Origin of the sequence: uncultured Brachyspira sp. (assembly GCF_949287625.1) — a bacterium.
GTDB lineage: Bacteria > Spirochaetota > Brachyspiria > Brachyspirales > Brachyspiraceae > Brachyspira.
The window spans coordinates 1-24,916 of record NZ_CASEGO010000006.1 but is presented as its reverse complement, the minus strand read 5'-3'; the positions used below and the strand labels follow the sequence as shown (position 1 = coordinate 24,916).

17 protein-coding genes are annotated in these 24,916 nt (G+C 26.3%); 8 read left to right on the top strand and 9 right to left on the bottom strand.

The window, feature by feature from the left end:
* Positions 1-22: 22 nt before the first annotated feature.
* Complete coding sequence (locus Q1X91_RS02445; protein ID WP_300753066.1) at positions 23-1,057, bottom strand: mechanosensitive ion channel family protein; 1,035 nt, start codon at positions 1,055-1,057, stop codon at positions 23-25.
* Positions 1,058-1,209: 152 nt separating this feature from the next.
* Between Q1X91_RS02445 and Q1X91_RS02440 the strand changes: the two genes are divergently transcribed.
* From Q1X91_RS02440 to Q1X91_RS02405, 8 genes are all read left to right on the top strand, one after another.
* Entirely contained in the window at positions 1,210-1,959 is a 750-nt protein-coding gene (locus Q1X91_RS02440) for a hypothetical protein (RefSeq protein WP_300753065.1), read from the top strand.
* Positions 1,960-2,208: 249 nt separating this feature from the next.
* On the top strand, positions 2,209-4,071 hold the full coding sequence (locus Q1X91_RS02435; RefSeq protein ID WP_300753064.1) for an ankyrin repeat domain-containing protein: 1,863 nt from the start codon (positions 2,209-2,211) through the stop codon (positions 4,069-4,071).
* 81 nt (positions 4,072-4,152) lie between these two features.
* Positions 4,153-5,274: a hypothetical protein gene (locus Q1X91_RS02430; RefSeq protein ID WP_300753063.1), complete on the top strand. Its 1,122-nt coding sequence runs from the start codon at positions 4,153-4,155 to the stop codon at positions 5,272-5,274.
* A gap of 306 nt (positions 5,275-5,580) precedes the next feature.
* Complete coding sequence (locus Q1X91_RS02425; RefSeq protein ID WP_300753062.1) at positions 5,581-6,027, top strand: hypothetical protein; 447 nt, start codon at positions 5,581-5,583, stop codon at positions 6,025-6,027.
* Positions 6,028-6,269: 242 nt separating this feature from the next.
* Positions 6,270-7,697 (top strand): hypothetical protein, encoded by a 1,428-nt coding sequence (locus Q1X91_RS02420; RefSeq protein ID WP_300753098.1) that lies wholly within the window; start codon positions 6,270-6,272, stop codon positions 7,695-7,697.
* Between the two features lie 533 nt (positions 7,698-8,230).
* A complete protein-coding gene (locus tag Q1X91_RS02415; protein WP_300753061.1) occupies positions 8,231-9,649 on the top strand; it encodes a hypothetical protein in 1,419 nt (472 codons plus the stop codon).
* A 651-nt stretch (positions 9,650-10,300) separates the two neighbouring features.
* Positions 10,301-12,985: a DNA mismatch repair protein MutS gene (mutS, locus tag Q1X91_RS02410; RefSeq protein WP_300753060.1), complete on the top strand. Its 2,685-nt coding sequence runs from the start codon at positions 10,301-10,303 to the stop codon at positions 12,983-12,985.
* A 90-nt stretch (positions 12,986-13,075) separates the two neighbouring features.
* Entirely contained in the window at positions 13,076-13,399 is a 324-nt protein-coding gene (locus Q1X91_RS02405; protein WP_300753059.1) for a cupin domain-containing protein, read from the top strand.
* Between the two features lie 500 nt (positions 13,400-13,899).
* Here the strand turns inward: Q1X91_RS02405 and Q1X91_RS02400 are convergent, their stop codons facing one another.
* From Q1X91_RS02400 to Q1X91_RS02365, 8 genes are all read right to left on the bottom strand, one after another.
* Positions 13,900-16,728 (bottom strand): tetratricopeptide repeat protein, encoded by a 2,829-nt coding sequence (locus Q1X91_RS02400; RefSeq protein ID WP_300753058.1) that lies wholly within the window; start codon positions 16,726-16,728, stop codon positions 13,900-13,902.
* 49 nt (positions 16,729-16,777) lie between these two features.
* Positions 16,778-17,200: a hypothetical protein gene (locus Q1X91_RS02395; RefSeq protein ID WP_366945483.1), complete on the bottom strand. Its 423-nt coding sequence runs from the start codon at positions 17,198-17,200 to the stop codon at positions 16,778-16,780.
* A 142-nt stretch (positions 17,201-17,342) separates the two neighbouring features.
* Positions 17,343-19,040, bottom strand: coding sequence for a carbon starvation protein A (locus Q1X91_RS02390; protein ID WP_300753056.1), 1,698 nt, complete (start codon positions 19,038-19,040; stop codon positions 17,343-17,345).
* 37 nt (positions 19,041-19,077) lie between these two features.
* Complete coding sequence (locus tag Q1X91_RS02385; RefSeq protein WP_300753055.1) at positions 19,078-19,602, bottom strand: hypothetical protein; 525 nt, start codon at positions 19,600-19,602, stop codon at positions 19,078-19,080.
* A 502-nt stretch (positions 19,603-20,104) separates the two neighbouring features.
* Positions 20,105-20,698 (bottom strand): RdgB/HAM1 family non-canonical purine NTP pyrophosphatase, encoded by a 594-nt coding sequence (rdgB, locus tag Q1X91_RS02380; protein ID WP_300753053.1) that lies wholly within the window; start codon positions 20,696-20,698, stop codon positions 20,105-20,107.
* A gap of 29 nt (positions 20,699-20,727) precedes the next feature.
* On the bottom strand, positions 20,728-21,198 hold the full coding sequence (locus Q1X91_RS02375) for a GyrI-like domain-containing protein (RefSeq protein WP_300753051.1): 471 nt from the start codon (positions 21,196-21,198) through the stop codon (positions 20,728-20,730).
* 901 nt (positions 21,199-22,099) lie between these two features.
* On the bottom strand, positions 22,100-23,191 hold the full coding sequence (gene rsgA, locus Q1X91_RS02370) for a ribosome small subunit-dependent GTPase A (RefSeq protein WP_300753049.1): 1,092 nt from the start codon (positions 23,189-23,191) through the stop codon (positions 22,100-22,102).
* Between the two features lie 79 nt (positions 23,192-23,270).
* Positions 23,271-24,779, bottom strand: a complete 1,509-nt coding sequence (locus Q1X91_RS02365) for a hypothetical protein (protein WP_300753047.1) — start codon at positions 24,777-24,779, stop codon at positions 23,271-23,273.
* Between the last annotated feature and the right edge of the window lie 137 nt (positions 24,780-24,916).

Genomic DNA, 24,916 nt, shown 5'->3' with positions numbered 1-24,916 from the left:
ACTCCTTAAAATACTTTTTTAATTATTCCTTACTTATATATAAAGTCCTTGAAGGGAATGCAAATCCTACGCCAAGTTTATTAAACTCATCTATTATTTTATAATTTATATCTTCAACTACTCTTACAAACTCATTATAATCTGCTGTATTTACATAGTATATTACTTCAAAATTAAGCGAAGAATCAGCAAACTCTATAAATCTTGCACTTACAAATTCAGTATTATTAGTTTCTATAATTGTCTTTAAAATATCAGGTATCACTTTTAATTTCTCTAAAGGCGTAGAATACTCAACACCTAACATCATATACTGTCTTCTCTTTTCTAATATTCTATAATTTTGTATTCTTGAAGCAAGTAAATTAGTATTTGATATTAAAAGCTGCTCACCGCTGTTTCTTCTTATACGTGTAGATTTAATACCAATATATTCAACTACACCTTTATCAGCATCTATTTGTATATAATCACCTTTCAAAAATGGTTTGTCAAATACTATTACAAAATAATTAAATAAATCCGCTATTATACTTTGTGCCGCAAAAGCAACAGCAACACCTCCTATACCAAGTCCGGCTATAAAAGTATTAACATTAACACCTAAATTTGAAAGTATTGTTAAAAATCCAACAACCCATATCAAAGCTTTTAATATAGTGATAATACCATCAGATATTACAACACCTTTTTTATTAGACAAATAATTATTGCTGAAATTACTGATTATATCGCATATAAACATTACAACAAATATAATAAAAAATACTACAACTATTTTAGCCCAATAACCGCTTACTTCTTTCGGAAGTACTAAGCCCACTCTTGCGAAAGAAAGAGCGATAATAAATATAAGAGGTCTAAGTCTTTTCTTTATACTTTTTACCAAATTTACTATAAACTCATTTTGTAATTTTGTATTTAGTTTTAACAATACCTTAAGAAATAATATTAAAATAATGTTCATTACTATTAAACTAACAGCAAATACTATTATAGATATCAAATACTTTAATAAACTATTATTCCAAATAATCGTTTCTTTTAAATATTCCATACATTCTCCTAAAAGATAAATTATAAAGCAATTCTATTATAAAATAGTATTTTTTTAAAGAAAAAATTATTATAAACATAAATATTTTTTGACATAACACAAACAATATATTAGAATAGCATGCAATAATTACAATAGCAAAGAGGGTAAAAATGAAAAAGATTTTAATTATTTTTGTAATCTCTGTTTTAGCTATCGCATGCGGCGGTCAAAAAACAGAAACAACTAATGATGCAGCTGCTAATAATGCAGAAGCAGCAACATTAAATATAGATTTTCAAGCTATTGTTGGATATACTAACAATGCTTCAATAAGCAGCAATTCATACTTAAAAATTACTGGTTCTTACGGAGATATAGACGGTAAAATAGATGCTGCTACAGGAGCTTCTATTCCAACTAAAACACCAGCACTATTAAACAAATACAGATCCGCTGATAACAATGTACTAAATAATAGAATGGAAGTTAGTATGGGGCAGTTCTTATTATTTGCTACAGCTAATGCCTCAAGATACATTGATGACGGTATGTCTGGTTCTGGTATAGCTCAAAGAACAGTTGACGGCACTACTGGTCCTAAAGTTACAGGTACTGGCATTACAAAAGGAGATGACGGAGTTATAACTATCAGATTCGTACATGCTGGCGGTAAAACAGTTGATCCTTATGTATTTGAAATGAAATCTGATGCAAACGGAATATTCCAAATTGGTGCAGGTACTGAAAACTTCAAAAGAAGCGAAACTGCTCTTACAAACGATTTTGATTTTAATACAGATTCTGCTCTTTTAATAGTTGATAAAGCTAAAGAAGGAAATCCTTATTGGAAAGGTAATCTTCAAGCTACTTTTGAAAACAATATAATAAAAATTAATGGTACTTTAACAGAAGTTAAATAATAATCATTAATTTATATAATAAAAAGCATAGGTTATATTTTTTAATATTTCCTATGCTTATTTTTTATAATATATTTTAGAATGTATAGTAAATTAAAAAATTAATTATGAAATAATTATTTTATATAGAATTATATATTTTGTTTGAATGAGGATTTCTTATAATCATATCTAATTGATATATATAGATTTATAATGTATAATAATTTTACAAATTTAGAAAAAATATTTATGAGGTTTATGAAAAATATGAAAAAAAATACTTGCAGAATAATTATACATTTTACTTTATTAATAATATCATCTTTCTTTTTATACTCAGAGGAATATGATACTAATTTCTATAAAAAACTTTTTGATGCAATGTTTACAAATAAAGATGAATTAAAAGAAATGGCAAAAGACCCTAAAGAATATATGGAAAACTTGCTAAAAGAGGCAGAAGAAAAAGCATTAAAAGAGAAAATGGAACTTTATAAAAAATATAATGTTATAGAAATAGATAGTTTAGAAGATGAATATCAAAGTACGGCAGAAGGTTATGGGGATTTAGAAGATGTTAAGAAGTTTATACAAAAATATGATATAAACGGAGTATATGACGGCTATACTTTGCTTTATACTTATTCAGGATATAGAGGCGAAACTAATATAATAGAGTTTTTAATTGAAAATAATGCTGATATTTATAAAAAATCTATTAATGGTAAAACACCTCTTTACAGTGCTGTAGACGATTATTTTTATGATGCTGCTGAAGTTATTTTGAAACATTATAAAGACAATGATGATATAAATGATGAGTTTTTATTAGCTGTTAATAAAGAAAATGAGTTTATCTTAAAAAGTCTATTAAAAAAGAAATTTTTATTCTTTGTAAATAAATTCAAAATGGATTTAGACAAAGGGCTTGAAATAGCACTTGATAAAGGCAACGAAGATATAGCAGCTATATTGGTTTTAAATGGAGCTAAAACTGATAATTTTTTATATTATTTTAAATTGGTATTTGGTAAATATTTAATTCTTACAGCTATTCTTATAGCTATTATTATTATTTTTATTAAAGCATATAAAAGAAGATATATTCCTGATATTTATCAAAAGACAATAACGTTTATAACTTTTAAAGATAAAGTAAATAATATGTATATTTACTGTTATGCTTATTATGGCAGACTATTATCTGTAATTAGTGGTTGTTTTGGAAATATATTTATAAATAATGATAAGATAAAAGGGTATTATAATATACTCAGTAATTTTATGGATAATTATATTTCTATTTATTGTTTTGATGATAATAAACAAAATGACAAAGAATATTTTAGCTGGTATGATATTATTATAGAAAGAAATGAAAAAGCCATTATAAAATTTGATTGTTCTCTCTATGATTTTATAAATAGTGATAAAAAGGAAATTAACTATATTGCGGAAATATCTGATTCTAAAATTATAAATGGAGTTTTTGAAGTTAATAGAAATCCTGATATTAAAGTAGAATATTTTAAATTAATATTTAAAAAGATGGCAAAATCTAATCATTTGATAAATATTCTTCGCTATTTATTTGATCTCTATCATTTCAATATAAAAAACAATGATAAAATTAATTCATATGTAAACGGAGATAATAAACCACATTCTCAGAAACAAAATGAATTGAAAATAGATGTAGAAAAGATTTTAAAAAAACATGATAAGGTTTTATTTAATGATATTAAAACTAAATACTATGATAAACTTAAAGATTTTTATAATGCTGATAATATAGTATATTTAGATGATAAAACAATATGCGTATATAAAAGATTTGCTAAAATAGAAGCTAATAATAATCTTACAGTAAATAATATATCGCTTATAATTGATTTAGATAATGAAAAATTAATAAGTCCTTATTTTAAAGATTTTGTTAATAATGCTGATGAGATATTAAAAAGATATAATAGTAATTTTTATAAGAATATAGATAATTTAATTTTTCTTATAACTGAAGCAGGTGTTATATTGATGAAAGATAAGGGGCATAAAAAAATATTTATTCCTTTATATGAGATAAAATATAATATTAATAAAGATCATTATTTGGCTTATTTGTTTGATTAAATTTTTACAAATAAAATATTAATAACTTATTGCTTATATTTTTTACTATCAGAAAACTAATAATAAGGAGTTATGAGTTATATGATGGAGTTAATAATTATAGCAGGAGTGATATTGGCAGCTGCTGTCTTTATTGGTATACTGACAGATGCTAAAAATAATCCTGTCAAATTTTATAAAAATGATTTTTTTATGCTTAAAGATAAAATAAACAATATATATATTTATGTTTATGAATATAGAAATGCAGGAATAATATATATAAATAATGATAATGGATTTATTATAAATAATATTGTTGTAGGAGCTGAAGGAATAACAGTTCGTAATTATTATGATATATCTGCAAATTTTGCAGCTACTTTTGCTTATATAAAATTCAAAACAAAATTATATGATACATCAGAATCAAAAATAGAATATATTATTGAGTTTGATCCTTATACAAATGTTATAGATTCTACTGCAGATAAACTTAAAAACACTTTTAGAGAGACTGTAAAAATAGAAGGTGTTTTTGAAATCATAAGAAAGCCTGAAGTAGAAGTAATAAGTTTGCGTAATTCGGAAATATCACCATTAAGGAAAGTTGAGGAAAGATTCGTTTATAATGTATTTAATTTTAATTATTTTTTTATAAATGGAAAAGAAAAAATCAATTCATCTATTAACGGAGCTGGAGAGTTTTCAGATGAGTTTTTGAAAGACAAAATAGAAGAAAATAGGGATATAATTGGATCGTATGTAAAAGAATATTATAAAAAAGATTGGCAGTCATTATTTGATGATAGCATTTTATCTTATATAAGTGATTATAATAATATTTATAATGAACTTAAAGAGTTTAAAAGTTTTAATATATTATACTATGATGATAAAACAATATGTGTATATAAAAGATTTTCAAAATTAGAAGATATGAAACTTGTTGAAATAAATAATCTCTTTGCTATATTTGAGTTAGACAGTCAGAAATTAATAAGCCCTTATCTTAAAGACTTGGTAAATGAACCTGAAAAATTATTAAGAGAATATAATGCTGATAGTGATTTTTATTCTAATATAGATAATTTAGTTTTCGGAGTAACTGATTCATTTATTGTAATAATGAAAGAAAAAGGATACGGGAAAATATTTATTGATTATAAAAATATAAAAGAGTATATAAATAAAGATCATTATTTGGCTTATTTATTTGATTAATTCATAGGTCGTAAATTAGAAATAAAAATTTAATTTTGTTTTAATTATTATTTATTAGTAAGTAATTGTTAAGGAATAATTATGACAGTTAAAGAAGAATTAATTTATAGCATAGATTAGTTTATCATATATAAAATGATAACTTAATAATAACATCTTGCAAATATCGTTATAATAAAGAATAATTATTATTTAGTATGATTTAATACTATATTTTATCAAAGTAAATATAGTTTTTTATTAATACAAGTATTGACATAATTAAAAAATGTATTTATACTTCTAAGTAAAAGGAGGTTATATGATATGAAAGGTAGAATTTTAAAATTTTCATTCTTTTTATTAATTTCAACTTTTTTATTTGTTAATATTGCATGTTCTAAAAAAACAGAAAAAAACACAAATATCCCTGAAGACCTATACGGTCAATATTTTATGTCACCTGATGAAACATATATGAAATCGCTTCTTATAATTGTGGATTATGATGGTATAGAAATTAACTATCCTAATGATGAATCTACAATAGAAGTTGTGAAAAAATGCGTGGATATTGTAATGGAAAGCGACAGAGCTATAAAAGGCGATATAGGAAATAGTAAATTATCACAAGTAGCAGATAATCATTATAAAACTATATCTTCAAACGATGCTCACTTAGAATTTAAATTTACTAATGAAGCACTTGAACTATCTGTTTATGATGGAACACAGCAAGTAAAATCAATTAATTTGAGTAAATTAGGAAAATGATATTGAAAAATATCTTAAGTGAATAAAATTATAATTAGATACAATAAGTTAGTTGTATAAAAAATCGTATTTTAAAATTTTATTCACTTTATTAGTTTTTTCATGATGGATTTATATTTAATCTTAAAAAGCTAGTAAACAAAAATAAGTGAGCCGAAGCCACAAAGTAGGTTATTATATGGCTAACTAAAAGTAAGCACACTTCGTGTGGGCTAACATAACAATAATAGGAGTTTATTATGATAGATAATATATTTGATTTTCTCTTAAATCAAAATGAAAATACGAAGTTTATTATAGGTTTAGTTTTTATTGTTATTTTTTATATTATTTTTATGTATATAAAGAAGCGTTCCAAGAAATGGTATTCTCAAAATAAAATAATAGTAGATGGAAAAGATTTCTTTATGCTTAAAGATAAAATAAATAATATATATATTAATTGCTATAGATATAAAGATAATGCTTATGCCAAATGGTTTAACGATCACCATTCTAAAATGGAGGATATACTATCATTAAACAACAATTGGGCAGAAGATGAAAGTAGAATAAAAAGACAATTTGATGGTTTTGCAAATGAATATTTTGACCGTTTTCCAAGTCAAATATTTATAAATAACGGCGATGAATTAATTATTCGTGAAACTAGTAAATTATACATAGATGAAATGGTGGTTTACCATGATTATGACAAAAAATATTTTAAGGATTTATATTACAGACAATACAAAATAGAAACCCCTTTTCAATATTATGAATTTAATCCAAATGATAAACCTAAATTTGAGGGTTGGTATTCAAAAGAAGATGTAAGAGATAAACTTACAACTATAACATTCAGAAAAGAATTAGATTATGAAAGAACATCTAAGATTGAATATACAATGGATATTGAAAATAAAAGAATAGAAGGAGTTTTTGAAGTTATTAGAAAGCCTGAAATAGAAGTAAAACAATTTTATATTCCAATTGAACAGATGAGTTTTCCTGATCAACTGTCTTACAAATATGATGGTTTGGGAGTTGATGAAACAAAAAAAATGCTTACTAATTATTTATTTAATTTCAATTATCCTTTTATTAAAGGAAAAGAAAAAATAAATATGGCTATCAGCGGAGCTTATAATTTTGATGAAAGATTCAAAGAAGAAAAAGGAGAAGAACTTGAAGAGAAATTGAACCATAAAAATGCTCTTTTTGATATATTCTGTCCTTTAGATTATATTGGTCTTATATATTATAGGAAATTTAAAGACTTTAGATGCCTTGATATATCATACTATGACGATGAAGTAATATGCGTATACAAAAGAACTGTAGAAGCAGATGCCGAAAGTAAAGAAGCTATGGTGAAGAATAATTCTCTTATATTTGAATTGGAGAGTGAAAAAAGTATAAGTTCTTATTTAAAAGATTTGGTTTCTGATAGTAAAGAATTATTATCTAATTATGAACTTACTGATAATTTTTATAATAATATGAATAAATTAATATTTCTTTTAACAGATACAGGAATTATAGTAATGCCTGAATATCCTGATCTAGATATTAATGACTCTGCAGATGAATATGAAGAAATTGCAGAAAGAGTATTTATACCTACAGAGCATTTAAAAAATTATCTAAATAAAAGTCATTATTTATTTAATTTTTTTAATAGGAGATAATTAATTTTTATATTTTTGAAGTATTTGCAAAATATAAAAGTTTATAAGAAAAATAAAAGGTAAATATAGCAACAAAAAATAATATATTTGTTCCAAAACTAATTTTATTTATGATAGTGGGGACTAGCCCCCACCCCCCACTTCTTTTGGTGACCCAAAGAAGCAAAAGGACTGCATATTTATATACTAAAATAATAAGTTATACAACATGTAAAACTTTATTTTAATAATTTATAAATTATCAAAATTTTATATATAATATTGTCAAGTACTTTTAAAACAACTCTAATATATATTTTAAGCGAGTTTATTGCTAGCAATAAAATGCAAACATAATAAAATATTAGAAAGCTAAATATAAAAATTATTGGCGTCTGACATTCGTAAGAATGGCAGAGCCTATAAGCCAATAATTTTTATTAGCAATAATAAAAAGCGAACATAGCAACTAACAAGCGAGCCGAAGCCTTTGACTTAATTTATTAAGTCAAACCTTTAGGCGAAGGCGAGCATAACAATAATAGGAGTTATTTATGATATCATTTGGAATATTGGAACCATTAAGACTTTTTCTTATTAGTGACTATTTCTGGCCTGTTTTGTTTGGATCGATTGCCATTTTTCTATCCGTATTTTTTCTGATTGAGAAGAAAGCAAAAAAATGGTATGCTAAAAATAAAATATTGGTATATGAAAAAAGTTTTTTCATGCTGAAAGATAGAGTAAATAATATATATATTAATTGCTATAAATATAAAGATAATAATTATGATGAATGGTACAGAAAATACTGCGGTAAAATTAAGTATGTGCTTAAAGTAAAATTTGATAATTTCGCACGTGAATATTTTGCTTCTTTTACAGGTCAAATGTTTATAAATAGCGAAAATAAATTAATGATTCGTGAAACTAATGAATTAAATAATAATCAAATTAATGTTTACCGTGATTATGATATGGCTTATTTTGAAAGACTAGAGGAAAAGCAATTTAAATACGATGATCCTTATAAAAATTCATGGAAAGAAGCACGTAAATTTGGCGGTTGGAGTTCAAAAGAAAACAATAGAGAAATTTTACTAAAGATAAAATTCAAAAGAAAATTTGATTATGAAAGAACATCAGAAATTGAATATGCTATGGATATTGAAGGCGGAAGAATAGAGGGAGTTTTTGAAGTTATTAGAAAGCCTGAAATGGAAATAAGAGAGTTTTATATTCCAGTAGAACAGACTACTTTTACTAATGATAAATATTCAGCTTATCTTGGTATGGACGAAGTAAGAAAAATGCTCACTAATTATTTATTTAATTTCAATTATCCTTTTATTAGAGGCAAAGAAAGAATAAATATGACTATCAGCGGAGCTTATAATTTTGATGAAAATTTTAAAGAAGAAAAAGGAAGAGAACTTGAAGAAGAATTAAAAAATAAAGAGCTTATTATAGAAAAATTCCATCATTATGACCAAAACAAAACCTATTATGCTGATAAAATTGGTATTATATATTATAAGAAACTTAAAGACTTTAGATGCTTTGATATATTATACTATGATGATGAATTAATATGTATATATAAAAGAACTGTAAAAGCAGATGAAAGAAGAGATAAAGCTACAGTAAAGAATCATTCTTTTATATTTGAATTGAACGGAGAAAAAAGTATAAGCTCTTATTTAAGAGATTTAGTTGTTGACAGTAAAGAGTTATTATCTAATTATGTAGTTGGCGACTATTTTTATGACAATATAGATAATTTAATATTTCTTTTAACAGATACAGGTATTATAGTAATGCCTGAATATACAAATTTAATTCTTAGCGATGAAGATTATGATTTGGAAAATACAAATGAAAAAATAGCAGATAGAATATTTATTTATTCTAATGATTTAAAAAATTATTTAAATAGGAGTAATTCTTTATTTAGTTTTTTTGATAGAAAATAATTGATTTCATGAGTAATTTTTATATAATACGGAGTATATATACCTAAACAAATACAGTTTGTCAAAAAATAAATTTTTTAAATTTTGATATTTGCGAGGCTTTGCCCCACATCCCAGTTCTTTTGTGACGCTGTCCGCCTCGCTCTGCGTGCCATAAGCAGGTGTGGCACAAAAAAGGAAAAAGGCTATATTTCAGGCTAAATTTAATAATTTATTCTACATATAAAACATAATTAGTACTATTTAGTATTATTTTTTTACTTGCACTTTTTGGTTCTTTTTGCGGCGGGAAAAAGAACAACAAAAAAATTGACGAACTTAAGAATTTTTAGTATAATTTAAAATATAAAAGTCAAATATATCCTAAAATTTTTTTAAGTTTATCAATTTTTTATTCAACTTTTGGAGAATCCGCACGCCATACTCAACAGTACTCCCTTCTGTCATAGGCGTACTTCGTATGGATCACAACCTAGTATGAGTCTTACCTATGGGCAAAATAACTGAGATATGCTAGTCTCCGCAATTAATAAATAAAATTAATTTTGAAACAAGTTTATTAATTTAATTATATAAATCATGTAAAATTCAAATTTGATTAAAGAACAAAAATATATTATACTAATCAAAAATTATAAACGGATAAATATAATGCAGGAAACATTTTTTGGAAGCGAAAAAGAAGAAAATCAAAAACTCACCCCTATGATGAGGCAGTACAAAGAAATTAAAGATAAATACAATGACAGTATACTTCTTTTTAGAATGGGTGATTTTTATGAAGTATTTTTTGATGATGCAAAAGTAGTGTCTGATATATTAGGTCTTACTCTCACCAAAAGAGCAAATGTACCTATGGCTGGAGTTCCTTATCATGCTATAGACAATTATTTATCAAAGTTAGTTAAATCTGGAATGAAAATTGCTATATGCGATCAGATGGAGGATCCCAAAACAGCAAAAGGTATTGTAAAAAGAGAAGTTACTCAGGTTATAACACCTGGTACTATTTCAGAAAATAAATATTTAGAATCAAAAAGCAACAATTATTTGGCTTCTGTAATAGTTTCAAAAAGCGAGAAAAATGCATCTTTATCTATATGCGATATTTCTACAGGTGAGCTTTATGCAGCAGAAATTAATTCTAACTTAGAAAACCAACATGAAGCTGTAAAAGAAATTATTAATGAACTTACAGAAGAGATTATAAGATTTTCACCAAAAGAGATTATGACTATAGAATCCGTTTCAGAAAGTATAATTATAAAAGAAATAAAAAATAAGTTTTCAAATATATTTTATAGTACAACTGCAAATTATACCGCAGAATATTCTTATGCATATAAAACTTTAACTAATCATTTTAAAACAATATCATTAAAAAGTTTTGGTATAGAAGAAAAACCTCTTTTAATATCATTATTAGGTTCGACTATATTTTATATTCAAGAACTTTCAAAAACTTCTCTTGAGCATATATCTAATATTACACTATATAATAGAAGAGATTCTATGACCTTAGACTATGCCACAATAGCAAGTTTGGAAATATTAGAAACAATAAGAAATGATAATAATAAAATGACTTTATTTGACACTATAGACAGAACAAAAACTTCTATGGGAGCAAGATATTTAAAAAGAATAATAGTAGAGCCTTTACTTAATATTGATGATATAAATAAAAGACTTGATAATGTAGAGTTTTTCTATAAAAATCAAAAGTTTATGTATAAAATAAGAGATTTACTTCAGGATATTGGAGATATAGAAAGACTTGCATCAAAATTGGCACTTTCAAGGATTAACCCTAAAGAACTTGTATCATTAAAAAGATTTTTAGTAACTTCTATTGAGGTTATAACAGAACTTGCTATGAACAATTTTGAGGATGTAAACTTTGAAGAAGTTAATGATATAAAAATAATTACTGATTTGATAGAGCGAGCAATATTAGAAGAGCCTAAAATAGTTATAAATGAAGGCGATATCATAAAAGATGATTATGATGAAACATTAAAAAAATATAATGAAGCTAGAAGAGAAGGACGCTCTTGGATATCAGAACTTGAACATAATTATAAATTAGATACTGGAATAAACAATTTAAAAATACGATATAATAATGTTATAGGTTATTATATAGAAGTAACCAAAGCAAATGCCTCATCAGTGCCAAGCGATTTTATAAAAAGACAAACATTAATAGGAAGTGAAAGATATACCACAAGCAAATTAATGGAATATGAAACTATTATCAATGAAGCTAATGAAAAAAGTTATGCTTTGGAATATGATATATTTATAGATGTAAGAAATAAAACTAATGAATATTTAAACTCAATATTAAAAATGGCAAGAGTAATTTCTATAATAGATGTTTATTCTTCTCTTGCATGCCTCGCTAAAGAGGATAATTATGTTAAGCCTATAATAACAGATGACGGTATAATAGATATAAAAGAAGGAAGACACCCTGTTGTTGAAGTTAATCTAAAAACAGAAAGTTTCATTCCAAACGATACATATTTAGACAGCAAAAAAGAACATATGCTTATAATTACAGGACCTAATATGAGCGGTAAAAGTACGTATCTAAGACAAACTGCTTTGATAGTGCTTCTTGCTCAGATTGGATCATTTGTACCTGCTGCAAGTGCTAAAATATCTATAGTTGACCGCATATTTACACGTGTTGGGGCAAGCGACAATATAGCAAGAGGTGAAAGTACATTCTTAGTAGAGATGAATGAAACGGCATACATACTTAATCATTGTACCAACAAAAGCCTTGTTATAATGGACGAGATAGGAAGGGGTACCTCTACCTATGACGGACTTTCTATTGCTTGGGCTATAGTGGAATATTTAGTTCATGAAGAAAATAAAAAAGCTAAAACTTTATTTGCTACGCATTACCATGAACTTACTATGCTGGAAGATTTAGAAGGTGTTAAAAACTATAAAGTATTAGTAGAAGAATATAAAGATGAAATAATATTTATGAAAAAAGTTACAGAAGGGGCAGCAGAATCAAGCTACGGAATATATGCTGCAAAAATAGCAGGTGCCCCTAATAAAGTTATAAAAAGGGCAAGCGAGATATTGAAAAAATTAGAAGCAGAGGCAAGCATACAGGTTGAAAATATAGAATTAAATACTCAGAAATCAAAAGATATGCTTCCTTTTTATGATAACGCAGATTATGATAATATAGTAATAGAAGAAAAAAATAAAGAAAGCGAAATAGAAAAAGAAATTAAAGAATTAAATATAAATAATATTACCCCTATTGATGCTATAAATTTGATTAATAAATGGAAGAATATGATATAAAAATACAAATTTTTATAGAAATGTATTTTTTGTATAAATTCAATTTTATGATTTATAAGCCGAAATTATATTATAATAATGAGGTGTACAATGACTGAACAATACTATTACAAATCAACAACTGAAAGAGAATTTGACTGTGTAAAGGACGATGAAAGATTAATAGAAACTTTATCGGATAAAGGCTACACAGTTTATGCAATAGCCCAAAAATCTAATCAGCTTATACCCTATCATGAACACCCTTCTGAAGAAATGGTAATAGTATTAAGCGGTAAAGTAAGATATATAGTTGAAGAAGAAATTGTGGATTTGGAAGAAGGCGATATTATAAGGGTAAGACCGCATTCTGTGCATTCTATGATAGGTATTGCAGAAAGCGGTATTTCAAATTTGCTTTTGGTTTTTATTTAATTAACTGTAAATGTATTTAATAATTATTGGCAATAAGTTTAAATAAATTTAGTGATTTATAATAATTATCTAATATTCTATAACAAATTATTTATATATAATTAAATAACTATGGTTTATAAATTTTAAGATATTTATAAATGCAATTATAGTTTATTTGTAACATAATATATTTTTATTAATCAATAAAATATGTTTTAGATGTATAATAGATTGCTTATTTGGTATAATAATAGTAATAATTCGCACGTATAGTTGACATTAAATAAGGGTAGATAATACTGTGCGGGAAGGTGCAGTGGCTTGCTGTTGACAAACTTAAAAATTTTCAGTATATATTTGGAGAATTTTATTTTTTCAACTGATGCACTTAAACAAGTCTATTGTATAGAAAAAGGCATCATATGTAATTTTTTTTAATAAAAAGAGCCATGAAAAAATCATAGCTCTTAAAAAATAATTTATATTTTAAAGTGGTATATAGTTTTTAATGCTATTATTTAATTTACAGCATCTGTATTATTTTCTGCTGTATCATTAGCCGTTGTATCTTCTGAAGCATTATCAGATGTAGTTTCATTTGCTGATGTGTCGGTTGTTCCGTCAGTAGTTGTTGTTTCCTCTCCTGTAATTGTTTCATCTGCGGTAGTCTCATCTGTAGTAGTTTCAGCTGTATTATCTGTAGGGCTTACAACAGTTTCATCTATTGCTGACTCTTCTTTAGGAGGTAATTTAAGATTATCAATATCTTCTGCCTTGATACTTAAATCCATTCTTCTTATAACCATCTTAGCAGTTTCAATATCAACTGTCTCTCCCAAAGCATCAAGCAATGTTATTTCAGGGTCTTCATTTCTATACTGCTTCATTTCAAGAACATAGCCTTCAGAATCTCTTGCTATAGTTGTTTTATTTCTGCCGTCATTTTCCATATCTATAGTAACACCGTCAGATCTTACTTCATTTAAGGAACTTCTGCCGTCAATATAAGTTTTTGATGTAGAAGTGCTTCCGTCAGCTTCTGTTGTAGTAGTTTCTGTATTGCCTGCAGTATCTCTTGTAGTTATTGTAACAGAGCCGTTTGGTTTTACTGTAGTTGTAATGCTGCTTGAATCTGCTGATACAACTTCAGTTACAGTGCTTGAATCTCTATTAAGAGTTGTAGTTTCTCTTGAACCGTCCTGTCTTATTATTCTTTTTATAGTTGTACCATCTGGCATTTTTATTTCGCTTATAGTATCATCAGACACTGTATCAGTTATAACTGTACCATCAACTTTTTTAGTTACAACAGTAAAAGATCCGTCATCATTATATGTTTTTGTAATAATGCTTCCGTCATCAGCTTTAACATTATATGAGAATGTACCAGCTCCTGCTCCAGATGAGTTTCTCTCTTCTACTCTGCCGTCTGGATAAACTACTTTTAAACTACTTGTACCATTAGTATCTACAGTTGTAGTTCCTATACTTCCGTCTATATAATTAGCCACTACAACATAACTTCCATCTGGATTTTCGGTTTTTACTATCAAAGCTCCGTCAATGCGTTTTGTTTCTGTTACTATATTTCCAGAATTATCTTCAGTTCTTTTTACTTCCGTTCCGTCCAAACTTCTGGTATAGAAAAATGCTCCGTTATCATCTTTATAGTTTGTAGTAATAGAACCGTCGGACCTCTCTACTACAAATGCTTTATTGCTGTCTAAAGTTTTTCTATTTATAAAAGAACCGTCTGGGTATAAAGTATATTCATAAGTATCGCCTGATGAAGTTTTTGTATTGATAGATTTAGAATTATCTATCATATAAGTTTCTATTCTTTTATCGCCGTTTTCAAAAACTGTTTCTATTTCTCTTTTTCCGTATGGATAAATTATATCAGAAACTTCATAATTATTTGAATACATTTTTGTTCTTTCTATTTTTCCGTTTTCATAAATTATTCTAACACCATTAGGATATATTGTCTCTCTTTCATAATCAAAATTTGGAGATATGCTTTCTGTAGTGATACTTCCGTCATTATTTGTATTTACTCTATAATTATTTGTAAAAGGCATAAATCGTATAGATGTATCATTGCTTCTTATCAATGCTATAACTCTTTCTAATGATTCTTTTTGATAATAGTCATTTCCTACATTAGTTAAAAATATCTCATATGAAATAGCAGCATTAGTTATCTCTCCAAGTGCTAGGAAAGTATGCCCCATATTAAGATATGCACTGTAGTACAAAGCCCAGCTGTTATATTCATCAACAGATGCTGCATTAGTTTTTATCTCTATCATATTACCATTTGTATCCATAACATTAGTCATTACAACTATATTTGTTACAGTGTATGGATTTTCTTCTGTTATCACATATGTAGAGCCTGTAACAGTAGAGTTTGTATTTAAAGTAACAGTATTCGAATCACCTGCCTCATTAGTAACACTGTCTGGAGGAAGAGAAGTTGAAGATGATAATGGGTCTACAACTTCAAGGCTGAAATTGGTATTTGCTTCAAATATTACTGTTGTATTAGTAAACTCATAATCATTTGTGTATGTATTTGTAATAACAACATTTGTAAAAAGAGGCAGTTTTGTAAATGTATTATCTATAGTATTTTTTATATTTTCATTTGCCTGATTAAGATTATTTATTGCATCTGATATATAGTTTGTAGACATTGTGTTAGTTGATGCTGTATTAGCAGATATAATGCTTTCAGCTGTTGAATTAGTTGATACTAAAGTCATATCATTAGTAGGAGATTCTGAAGTCAAATAGGTATTAGTTGATAGTTCATTAGTTAATGATAAATTTGTTATTGACTCGCTTGAAGATACTTCATCAACATTAAAAATAAATACTGTATTAGTTACAACATTTTGAGAGACTGTATAATTTGTTAAAACTTCATAATTTAATTTAGAAGTATATGGAGAATAAAGACGTTCGATAGATCTGTTATACCAAAGCAAAGCATCTTCATAATTTTTTAACTGATAGTAAGAGTTTGCTATATTGTTGCAGTATGAATAAGAATCATTTATATCAAAAGCTAATTTATAATAATCTATTGCATTTTGATATTGTTTATCCTGAAAATAGCATGCTCCTATATAATAGTAAAGCATATCATTTGTAGATAATGGTCTTCTTTTTAAATATAAAAGAAAAGCCTCTCTTGCAAAATTATATTTTTTTTGGAAGAAAAGTTTTTCAGCATTATAAAATTCTCTGTCTATATTTCTTTCATCATTAGGGGCAGCATTCTGTGCGAATAATGAAGATAATGATATAAAAATGCTAAATATTATAAGAAGTTTTTTCATAATAATATAATCCTCTTTATTTACTTTTAAAGGATAATATTTAAAACTATCAATTTTTTATATAGTCAAAATAATGATTAAATAGGGAGTAAAGTATATACTCACTATATCCCCTCACCTTTTTATTTTTATCCAAAACATCATTCAAAAACTCAAAGGTATTTTCATCAGGATTTTCTATATAGTATAGTCTTTCCTTTGATAATGATAAAGTATCATTTTTTATCATTTTTATAAGTGAGAGTTCTTTTAATTTATCCTTTTTGTCTTCTCTGCTTGCCTGATATGAAAATAAGCGTTTCACTAAATTTTCAAATACTATTTTATTATACATAACAGCACGTCTTACATCAGTATCAACACCGCCGTCATAATTACTAATTTCACTGTCAAATATTGCTATAGATATAGCAGACCTAATATCAGCGAATATTGCTTTTTCTTCTTTGAGTTTAAATTTCTTACTAGACATAATATTAGAAAATATTTCACCTTTATTTAAAATATAATACATATATTATATCGACAAAGATAAAATTTTAATTAGACTAAAAAAATCCCCTTCCATAAATATATTATGAAAGGGGCAGCATATTATTTAATATTATTAAAAATTATTTGTTTTTAATAGGATCATTAGGGTTAGAAGCAGTTTCTTTAGATAATCCGCGAGCCCATTGACCAGTGATGAATAATTCTATAACTGCTAATATTATCATAACAGCAGCTATAGCAGCTAATACATAACCGTCGAAACTAGCTTTCATAACATTAGTATATACTACTAAGCATAAAGCTGAAAGAGTAACAGCAAACATAAATGTTAGAGGAATAATAGTTTCCCAAGAGTTTCTTTTTTGAGTATTTTTTATCCAAGCAGCAACAGCAAGTAATGCTAAACCTGCTAATAATTGGTTAGCACTTCCAAATATAGGCCATATTCTTTCATAGCCGTAAAGAGTAAATCCTAAAGATATGGCAACAGTAATACCTGTAGCAAGATAAGGATTTGTAAATACGGTTTTTACTGTTCTTCCATCTTCAGTATAGTATTCACCCAATTCTTGAACCAAGTATCTTCCTATACGAGTGGCACTGTCTAAAGAAGTTAAAGTAAAAGAAGCAAATGCTAAAGTAACAAAAGTTTGACCTAATCCCATAGGTATTCCAAAAGAATTCATAAATGTTGCAACGCCTAAAGCAAATCTAGCAGCTGGAGTTCCTTCAGTATTTCCTGCAATTGCCGCAACGCTCATTAAAGCAACTATTGCAACTATACCTTCTATAAGCATAGCTCCGTAACCTACAAGTTTAGCATCTTTTTCGCTATTAAGCTGTTTAGCACTAGTTCCAGAACTTACTAAAGAGTGAAAACCTGATATAGCTCCGCAGGCAACGGTAATAAATAGTATAGGAAACAAATAATTGCCAGCACTAGGCAAAAAGCCATTGAAAGCGGACATTTGTACAGAAGGTCTCATAATTATCAAACCAACTACACCGCCTATTACCATAGCATATAATAAGAAAGAAGACAAATAGTCTCTAGGCTGCAGAAGTATCCACACAGGCAGAAGAGAAGCACATATTATATATATTACCAATATTATTTGCCAATGAACTTTAGTTAAAGCTAAGAACGGAAATTTATCAGCTAAAAAAACTACAGCCGCTAATAGCACAACTCCTATTACAGTTGAAACAGTTACGTTTACGCCTCTTCTATAAACCAAAAAACCGAATAACAATGCCAAAACTATAAAAAGCATACTCGCAGTGCCTGCAGCAGCTTTCTGTTTTTCCGCTAAATCTATAGCGTCAATATTTCCAACTGTCTGAACGTTTACTGCGAAAGTACCTGCTGTAATATCCAAAAATGCAGCAACAACTAAACAAATGGTAATGAAAGCATAAAGAGTGAACATTATCTTACCTTTTTGGCTAACATTACTTCTTATAACTTCTCCGATAGATTTACCTTCATGTCTTAAAGAAGCAAGTAATGAACCGTAATCATGCACACCTCCGAAGAATACGCATCCGAATATAATCCATAAATACACAGGAAGCCAGCCGAACATAGTAGCAATAATAGGACCTGTAATAGGACCGGCTCCAGCTATTGAAGAAAAATGGTGTCCTAATAATACTTTAGCATCTGTAGGAACATAGTCTCTGCCATCAGATCTAGTATGAGCAGGAGTCTTTCTGCCCGGATCTACACCCCATTTTTTCGCTAGATATGAACCGTAAGTTATATAGGCTATGAAAAATATAATCATACCTAACAATAGAAGAATGAAAGCATTCATTTTTATCTCCTTAAAAATTTTATTATTTTATAACCTCCTAAAAATCTGAAAGAAGAAGTTTTAATTCTTTCTTACGCATTTTAGGTAAGTATACATTTTTATCTGTCATAGATACTATAGCATATTGCGTTTCTGACCATCCATGAAATAGTAATTTGTAATTGACTTTATAAAAGAATTTTTTTGTTATCTTTTCCCATTCTTTTTCTAAAGGACTTTCTGTAACTAATATTCCTGTTATTAAACTTCTTTTATGAAATTTGTTAGGGTTTGAAAGTATAGGAGTTAGTCTAATTAACATCTCCTGAAAATTTTCTATATCTTCCTTCTTTAACTCTTTAATAAATCTTAAAAGCATATGCTCAAATACTGAATAACCTTCATAAACAGTAGATTTTGTTATAAATGATTTAAAAAAGTCATTTCTATGAAAAGCATAAAGATCAAAATATTCATCTTCTTTTGTAATTTCATATTCTAAATCAAAATGTCTCATTAATTTTTCTGAAACACTAAATATATACTTTTTTACATTTTCATTATCAATGTGAAGTTTAGCCATATGAATTTCTCCATGATATATATTATATAAAGATTTTTTTCATTGTCAAGTTTTTATACATACCAATTAGTATTTATTATCATTTAATATATAATATTAGATAACATTATACAATATTATAAAATAACATCGTAAATTAATATTATAGCATTTATGATTATTATACATGATAAATATTGTATGTAGTAATTGTCTATTGTCAAGAGCTTATTAATATTTTTTATATTTAAAGTATAAAAATATCATTATTTATGGATTTTTTTCTATTTCCTATTAGAATTGATAAAAAATTTATTTATATACAATATACATGTTCAATTTTATATTTTATATAGTTGGTATAAAAAACATATATAATAAATTTTATTTATAGTGATTTTTTATATATTTTTGTTTTAAATCTGACATAATATTTCAATAAATAAACAGAATGCTAAGAAAAGTCTTGATACTATAAATACTAAAAAATAATATAAATATTTATTGTTGAAACAATACTATTCTAACTATGATAAATACTTAATAAAATATTTTTCATTTTATTCATAGCTAAGGATCTATGGCTCATAGAATTTTTCTCTTCTAAATTCATTTCAGCATATGTAACATTATATCCGTCTGGCTGAAATATAGGGTCATATCCGAAACCGTCAAAACCTCTCGGATTTTCTATTATTTTACCATTAACTCTCCCTTCAACCGCTATATAATAATTATCATCTAATACACATATAGCTGAAGTTATGAAATATGCACTTCTATCATCTTTATTTTTTAGTTCCTCTAAAAGCATCTGCATTTTTTCCTTATAGCCTAAATTTTCTCCGCCGTATCTAGCTGAAAATATACCAGGACGTCCGTCTAAAGCATTAACACAAAGTCCTGAATCGTCTGCCAAAGATGGAAGTTTAATAAAATTATATACAGCTCTAGCCTTAATAATAGAGTTTTCCATAAACGTATTTCCATCTTCTATTATCTCTACAATACCTGAAGGCATAGGCAGTATTTCTTCTATAGCACTTCCTTTGAATATGGATTCTATTTCTTTTAATTTATGTTTGTTTGCTGTTGCGATTACCAATTTATTCAACATATTAATATCCTTATAAAATATTTCAATTATTAATCTTTAATATTAAAAAACAAATAAAAATCTTTACTGTTTGGAATATAATATTCCATAACATTGCCTATTATAGTATATCCGTTTTTAGGTGTATAATTCTCAACTATACTATTAAATATTTCACTATAATTTTCTATATTGCATTTTACTTTAATAAACTTACCGCCTTTAATACTCCACTTTACCCAGCCTTTAGGAGGAACTGAGTTTTCTTTAACCTCAACTCCAGCCATATATTTACCCATTTCTCCCCAAGGAGCAAAAGTCTCTTCCATATCATTCATTATTCCCCATATACCAGCTAAATTATTATTTTCATCAACTTTAACTAAATTAATTATTTCTTTTATATTTTTATTGAAATTCTGCCAAAGAGGAAGAACCCACTGAGAATGTTTTTCACTTTCTCCAGAAGCTACCTTTCCCACAACTTCAAAATCTTCTTTTTTTACTATCTCAATATCCATAAAGTTTATCTCCTAAATTATATAAAAAGTATAATAACATATATTCTAAAAATTTATTAGTTTATATAATATTAATTTTTAATATTTTAACCAAGATAAATTAAATATATTATATTGACATAATTTAGTATATACCTAAACAAATATAGTTTGTCAAAAAATTAATTTTTTAAATTTTGATATTTGCGGGGCTTTGCCCCACACCCCAGTTCTTTTATTGGTATAAAAGAACCAAAAGAACTGCATTTTTGGCCTAAATTTTGGGTATTACCCTACATTTAATACATATTTTTAAAATATAAAGTTCTAGCAATTGCGTTTTTCGTGAAGCGTATCCGAATGATAAAAACTTTGGCGAATCCCGCAGAGTGTGTGCGGCAAAAAAGTTGATAATTCCGTATAATGTGCCCCAATTGAGAAAATAAAATTGTTCCAGTATATACTGAAAATTTTTAAGTTTGTCAAAAGTTAGTTTTTTAAATTTATTGTTTGTGGGGCTTTGCCCTGCGAAGGCACACAGTCGTGCCCGCTCTGTGTGCCTTCGCAACCCACACTTCTTTTGCCGTTCGCTCTGCGTGCCGTAGGAAAGGCACCTACTCGGTGGTGCCCAATACGAAGTACGCCTGCGGCGAGAAACAAAAGGACTGCATTTTTTTTACCAAAATATAGTAATTACAATACATTTAAAACATATTTTATTAATACCAATAATACTTTATACTATTTATAAATAATAATTACATTTACAAATAACTAAAATTTGATAAAATATAATTGTTTAGGTATAACTAAAAATTATTTATTAATTTTCTTTAATGTAGTTTTTTATTATTACTAGATATAAAATCGATAAAAAATAGCTTATAACTTCCTTTATAAGCTGCACATTTATAGGCAAACACTACTTATTAACTTTTTTATTTCTATTTCCATGTTTTGTTATTTTTTTTAAAGCCGCTTTTCTGTCTTTCTTTATTTCTATAGAAGTTTTCTGCAATTCTCTGTTTTCATTAAGAAGTGTTATATAAGCATCATATCTCTCATAAGGTATCTCATCATTTTCAAGAAGTTCTAATATATAGCAGTCTGGTTCATGCTGATGTGTACAGTCTTTAAACTTACATCTTTTAGCATATTCTTCTAAATCTTCAAAAGTTTTCTTTATCCCTTTATCATCTTCCCAAAGCCCTAAATTTCTTAATCCTGGGGTATCTATTACTACACCGCCGCTATCTAATACTAAAAGTTCTCTATGTGTAGTTGTGTGCATTCCTTTAAAATCATACTCTCTTACCTCTTGAGTTTTCATCTTTTCATCTTTTAAAAGATAATTAATAATAGTAGATTTTCCAGCTCCTGATGCTCCTATAAATACTGATGAGGTATCTTTTTTAATATATTTTAAAAATATATCAGCATTCTTACCAGTCTTTGAGCTATAGGCAAAAGCTGTTTCATTAGGATAAGTTTCTTTTATAGCTGCTAATAATTCTTTATATTCTTCATCTTCATATAAATCAATTTTACTTACGGCTATTATTGGTTTTATATTAGAAGTGTGAACTACTGACAAATATCTTGCTATAGCAGACATAGGCATTTCATTATCAATACCTACTATAATAAAGGCATAATCAATATTGCTTACTATAGCCTGAATATCATTTTTTTTAATATTAGCCTTTCTGTATAAAATATTTTTTCTAGTGAGTATTGTATCAATAAAAGCATTGTTATCCGACTTTTTCATAAGTACCCAATCACCTACAACGGGAAGCTCACTTTGAACTTCAGAATTGTATCTAATTTTGCCTTTAATTCTAGCTAAAAACTCACCATCATCAGAAAAAAGTGTGTAGTATCTTTTATTAATTCTTATAACTCTTGCTGGCACAAGCTCTTCATTATTAATTTCTTCTAAAGAATTAATATTCAAACTCTTTAATGTCAAGTTTTCAAAATATTCATCAAAGCCTATATCTTTTATTTTCAATATTTATAACCCCATAAAAAATTCTATAATTATATATAATACTAGATATAAAAGTTTTGTCAATTTTATAAACATAGTTTTAATCTCTGTTCATTTCCTCTATTCTCCAATTAGTCATTCCTAACAAATCTTTAATCCTAAACCCAGCAAATTCCAAAATAACTAAATTTATATCTCTTTCTTTAATATTTTCTATATTAAAAGAATCACGGTGAAGAAATATTGTACTATTAAATGAAGAAGCTATATAATTAAACATATGATACCCATAAGAATCTCTAATAAATAATATATTACAGTCATTAGAAACATCAGACTTAGAATATGAATAATAATTATCCTGCTTAGAATAATAATGATTATTTGCACCTTCTATTATATTAAAATGATTCTTAGTATAATTTGTTAACTTATACTGATCTAAACTATCTTCTTCTAATATTTTTACATTTTCTATAGGAACTAACTCATTTGTCATATTTAATGCCTTCATCAATTCCAAATACCCTATATATCCGCCTATATCATTCCAATGAACATCTTCTTTATAGTATAACTCATATTTGTTTTTATATTTTAACATTTCACATTTAGGATAAACTATATTAATATCGGTATTATCTTTCAGATATGAAACTAATTTATCGATAGTACTTATATCTTTTAATTTTATATATTTAGGAATAAATTCATAATATATACTTTCTTTATTAGGTGCTATGAATAATGCGAATTCTATATTTCTTTTTTTAAGCTCATCTCTAAAAAATATCAAAACATCTTTAACAGTATTTAATTCTTCCAAAGTAAAATCTATTTCTCCTGTATTAAATTTTATAGTATCTTTATTAAATAACATTCCATTTGTACCTTTTATCTTACCGCTATCAAATATGTTATCTATATTTTTTTTTAAAATTATTAACTCATTTCTAAAAGGTAAATAGTCATTAAAATAAGCCTCATAATTTTTTGGAAAATCAATAAAATTAGACTGAATATTAGGATATTTATTGAAATTTCTATTATCTAAATTTTCATGATTAAAATGTTTATAGAACATAGTATATACAATATTAGGAAATATTAATGATGATAGAAAAATTATTGTAATCCATAAATATTTTATTTCAAAAATACGGCAAATATTATTTTTAATAAATAATGAATTTATTTTTGATGAAAATATAAAAATAAAAGATAATATTATAAATATAATCATATATGACAAAAACTTGAATTTGAATTTAAGAGTATATTTGATATTATCTATTTTAGAGTCTATTTCTTCATTTGATATTAACCTTCCATACCTAATTCCATTTTTAATTTGTATATCTTTTACATAATCAGGTAAGCTGTTAGTACTTAAATAAACGCCATAAATATCACTATTTCTAAATATATCAGTATAATATTCTATTTGAAAATCATAAATATAATTATTATTGTAAGAACCAGGTACATATAAACCTGTCATTGTCAAATACCCGATTCTTTCTTTTTTTCCTAAAATAAAAAAACTTATTAAAAAAGTAATAGCTAATATTTCAAAAACTATTAAAATTTTCTTTATAATTTTAAACATAGTCATAATCCTAAAATCTGAAATAAATAAATGGATTGTAAGTACCATTAACTAAATACATAATGCATATAAATAGAAGTACAAACTGAATAATACTTTCTAATACATAAACTCTCCTTGAAAATACAGCCTTTTTA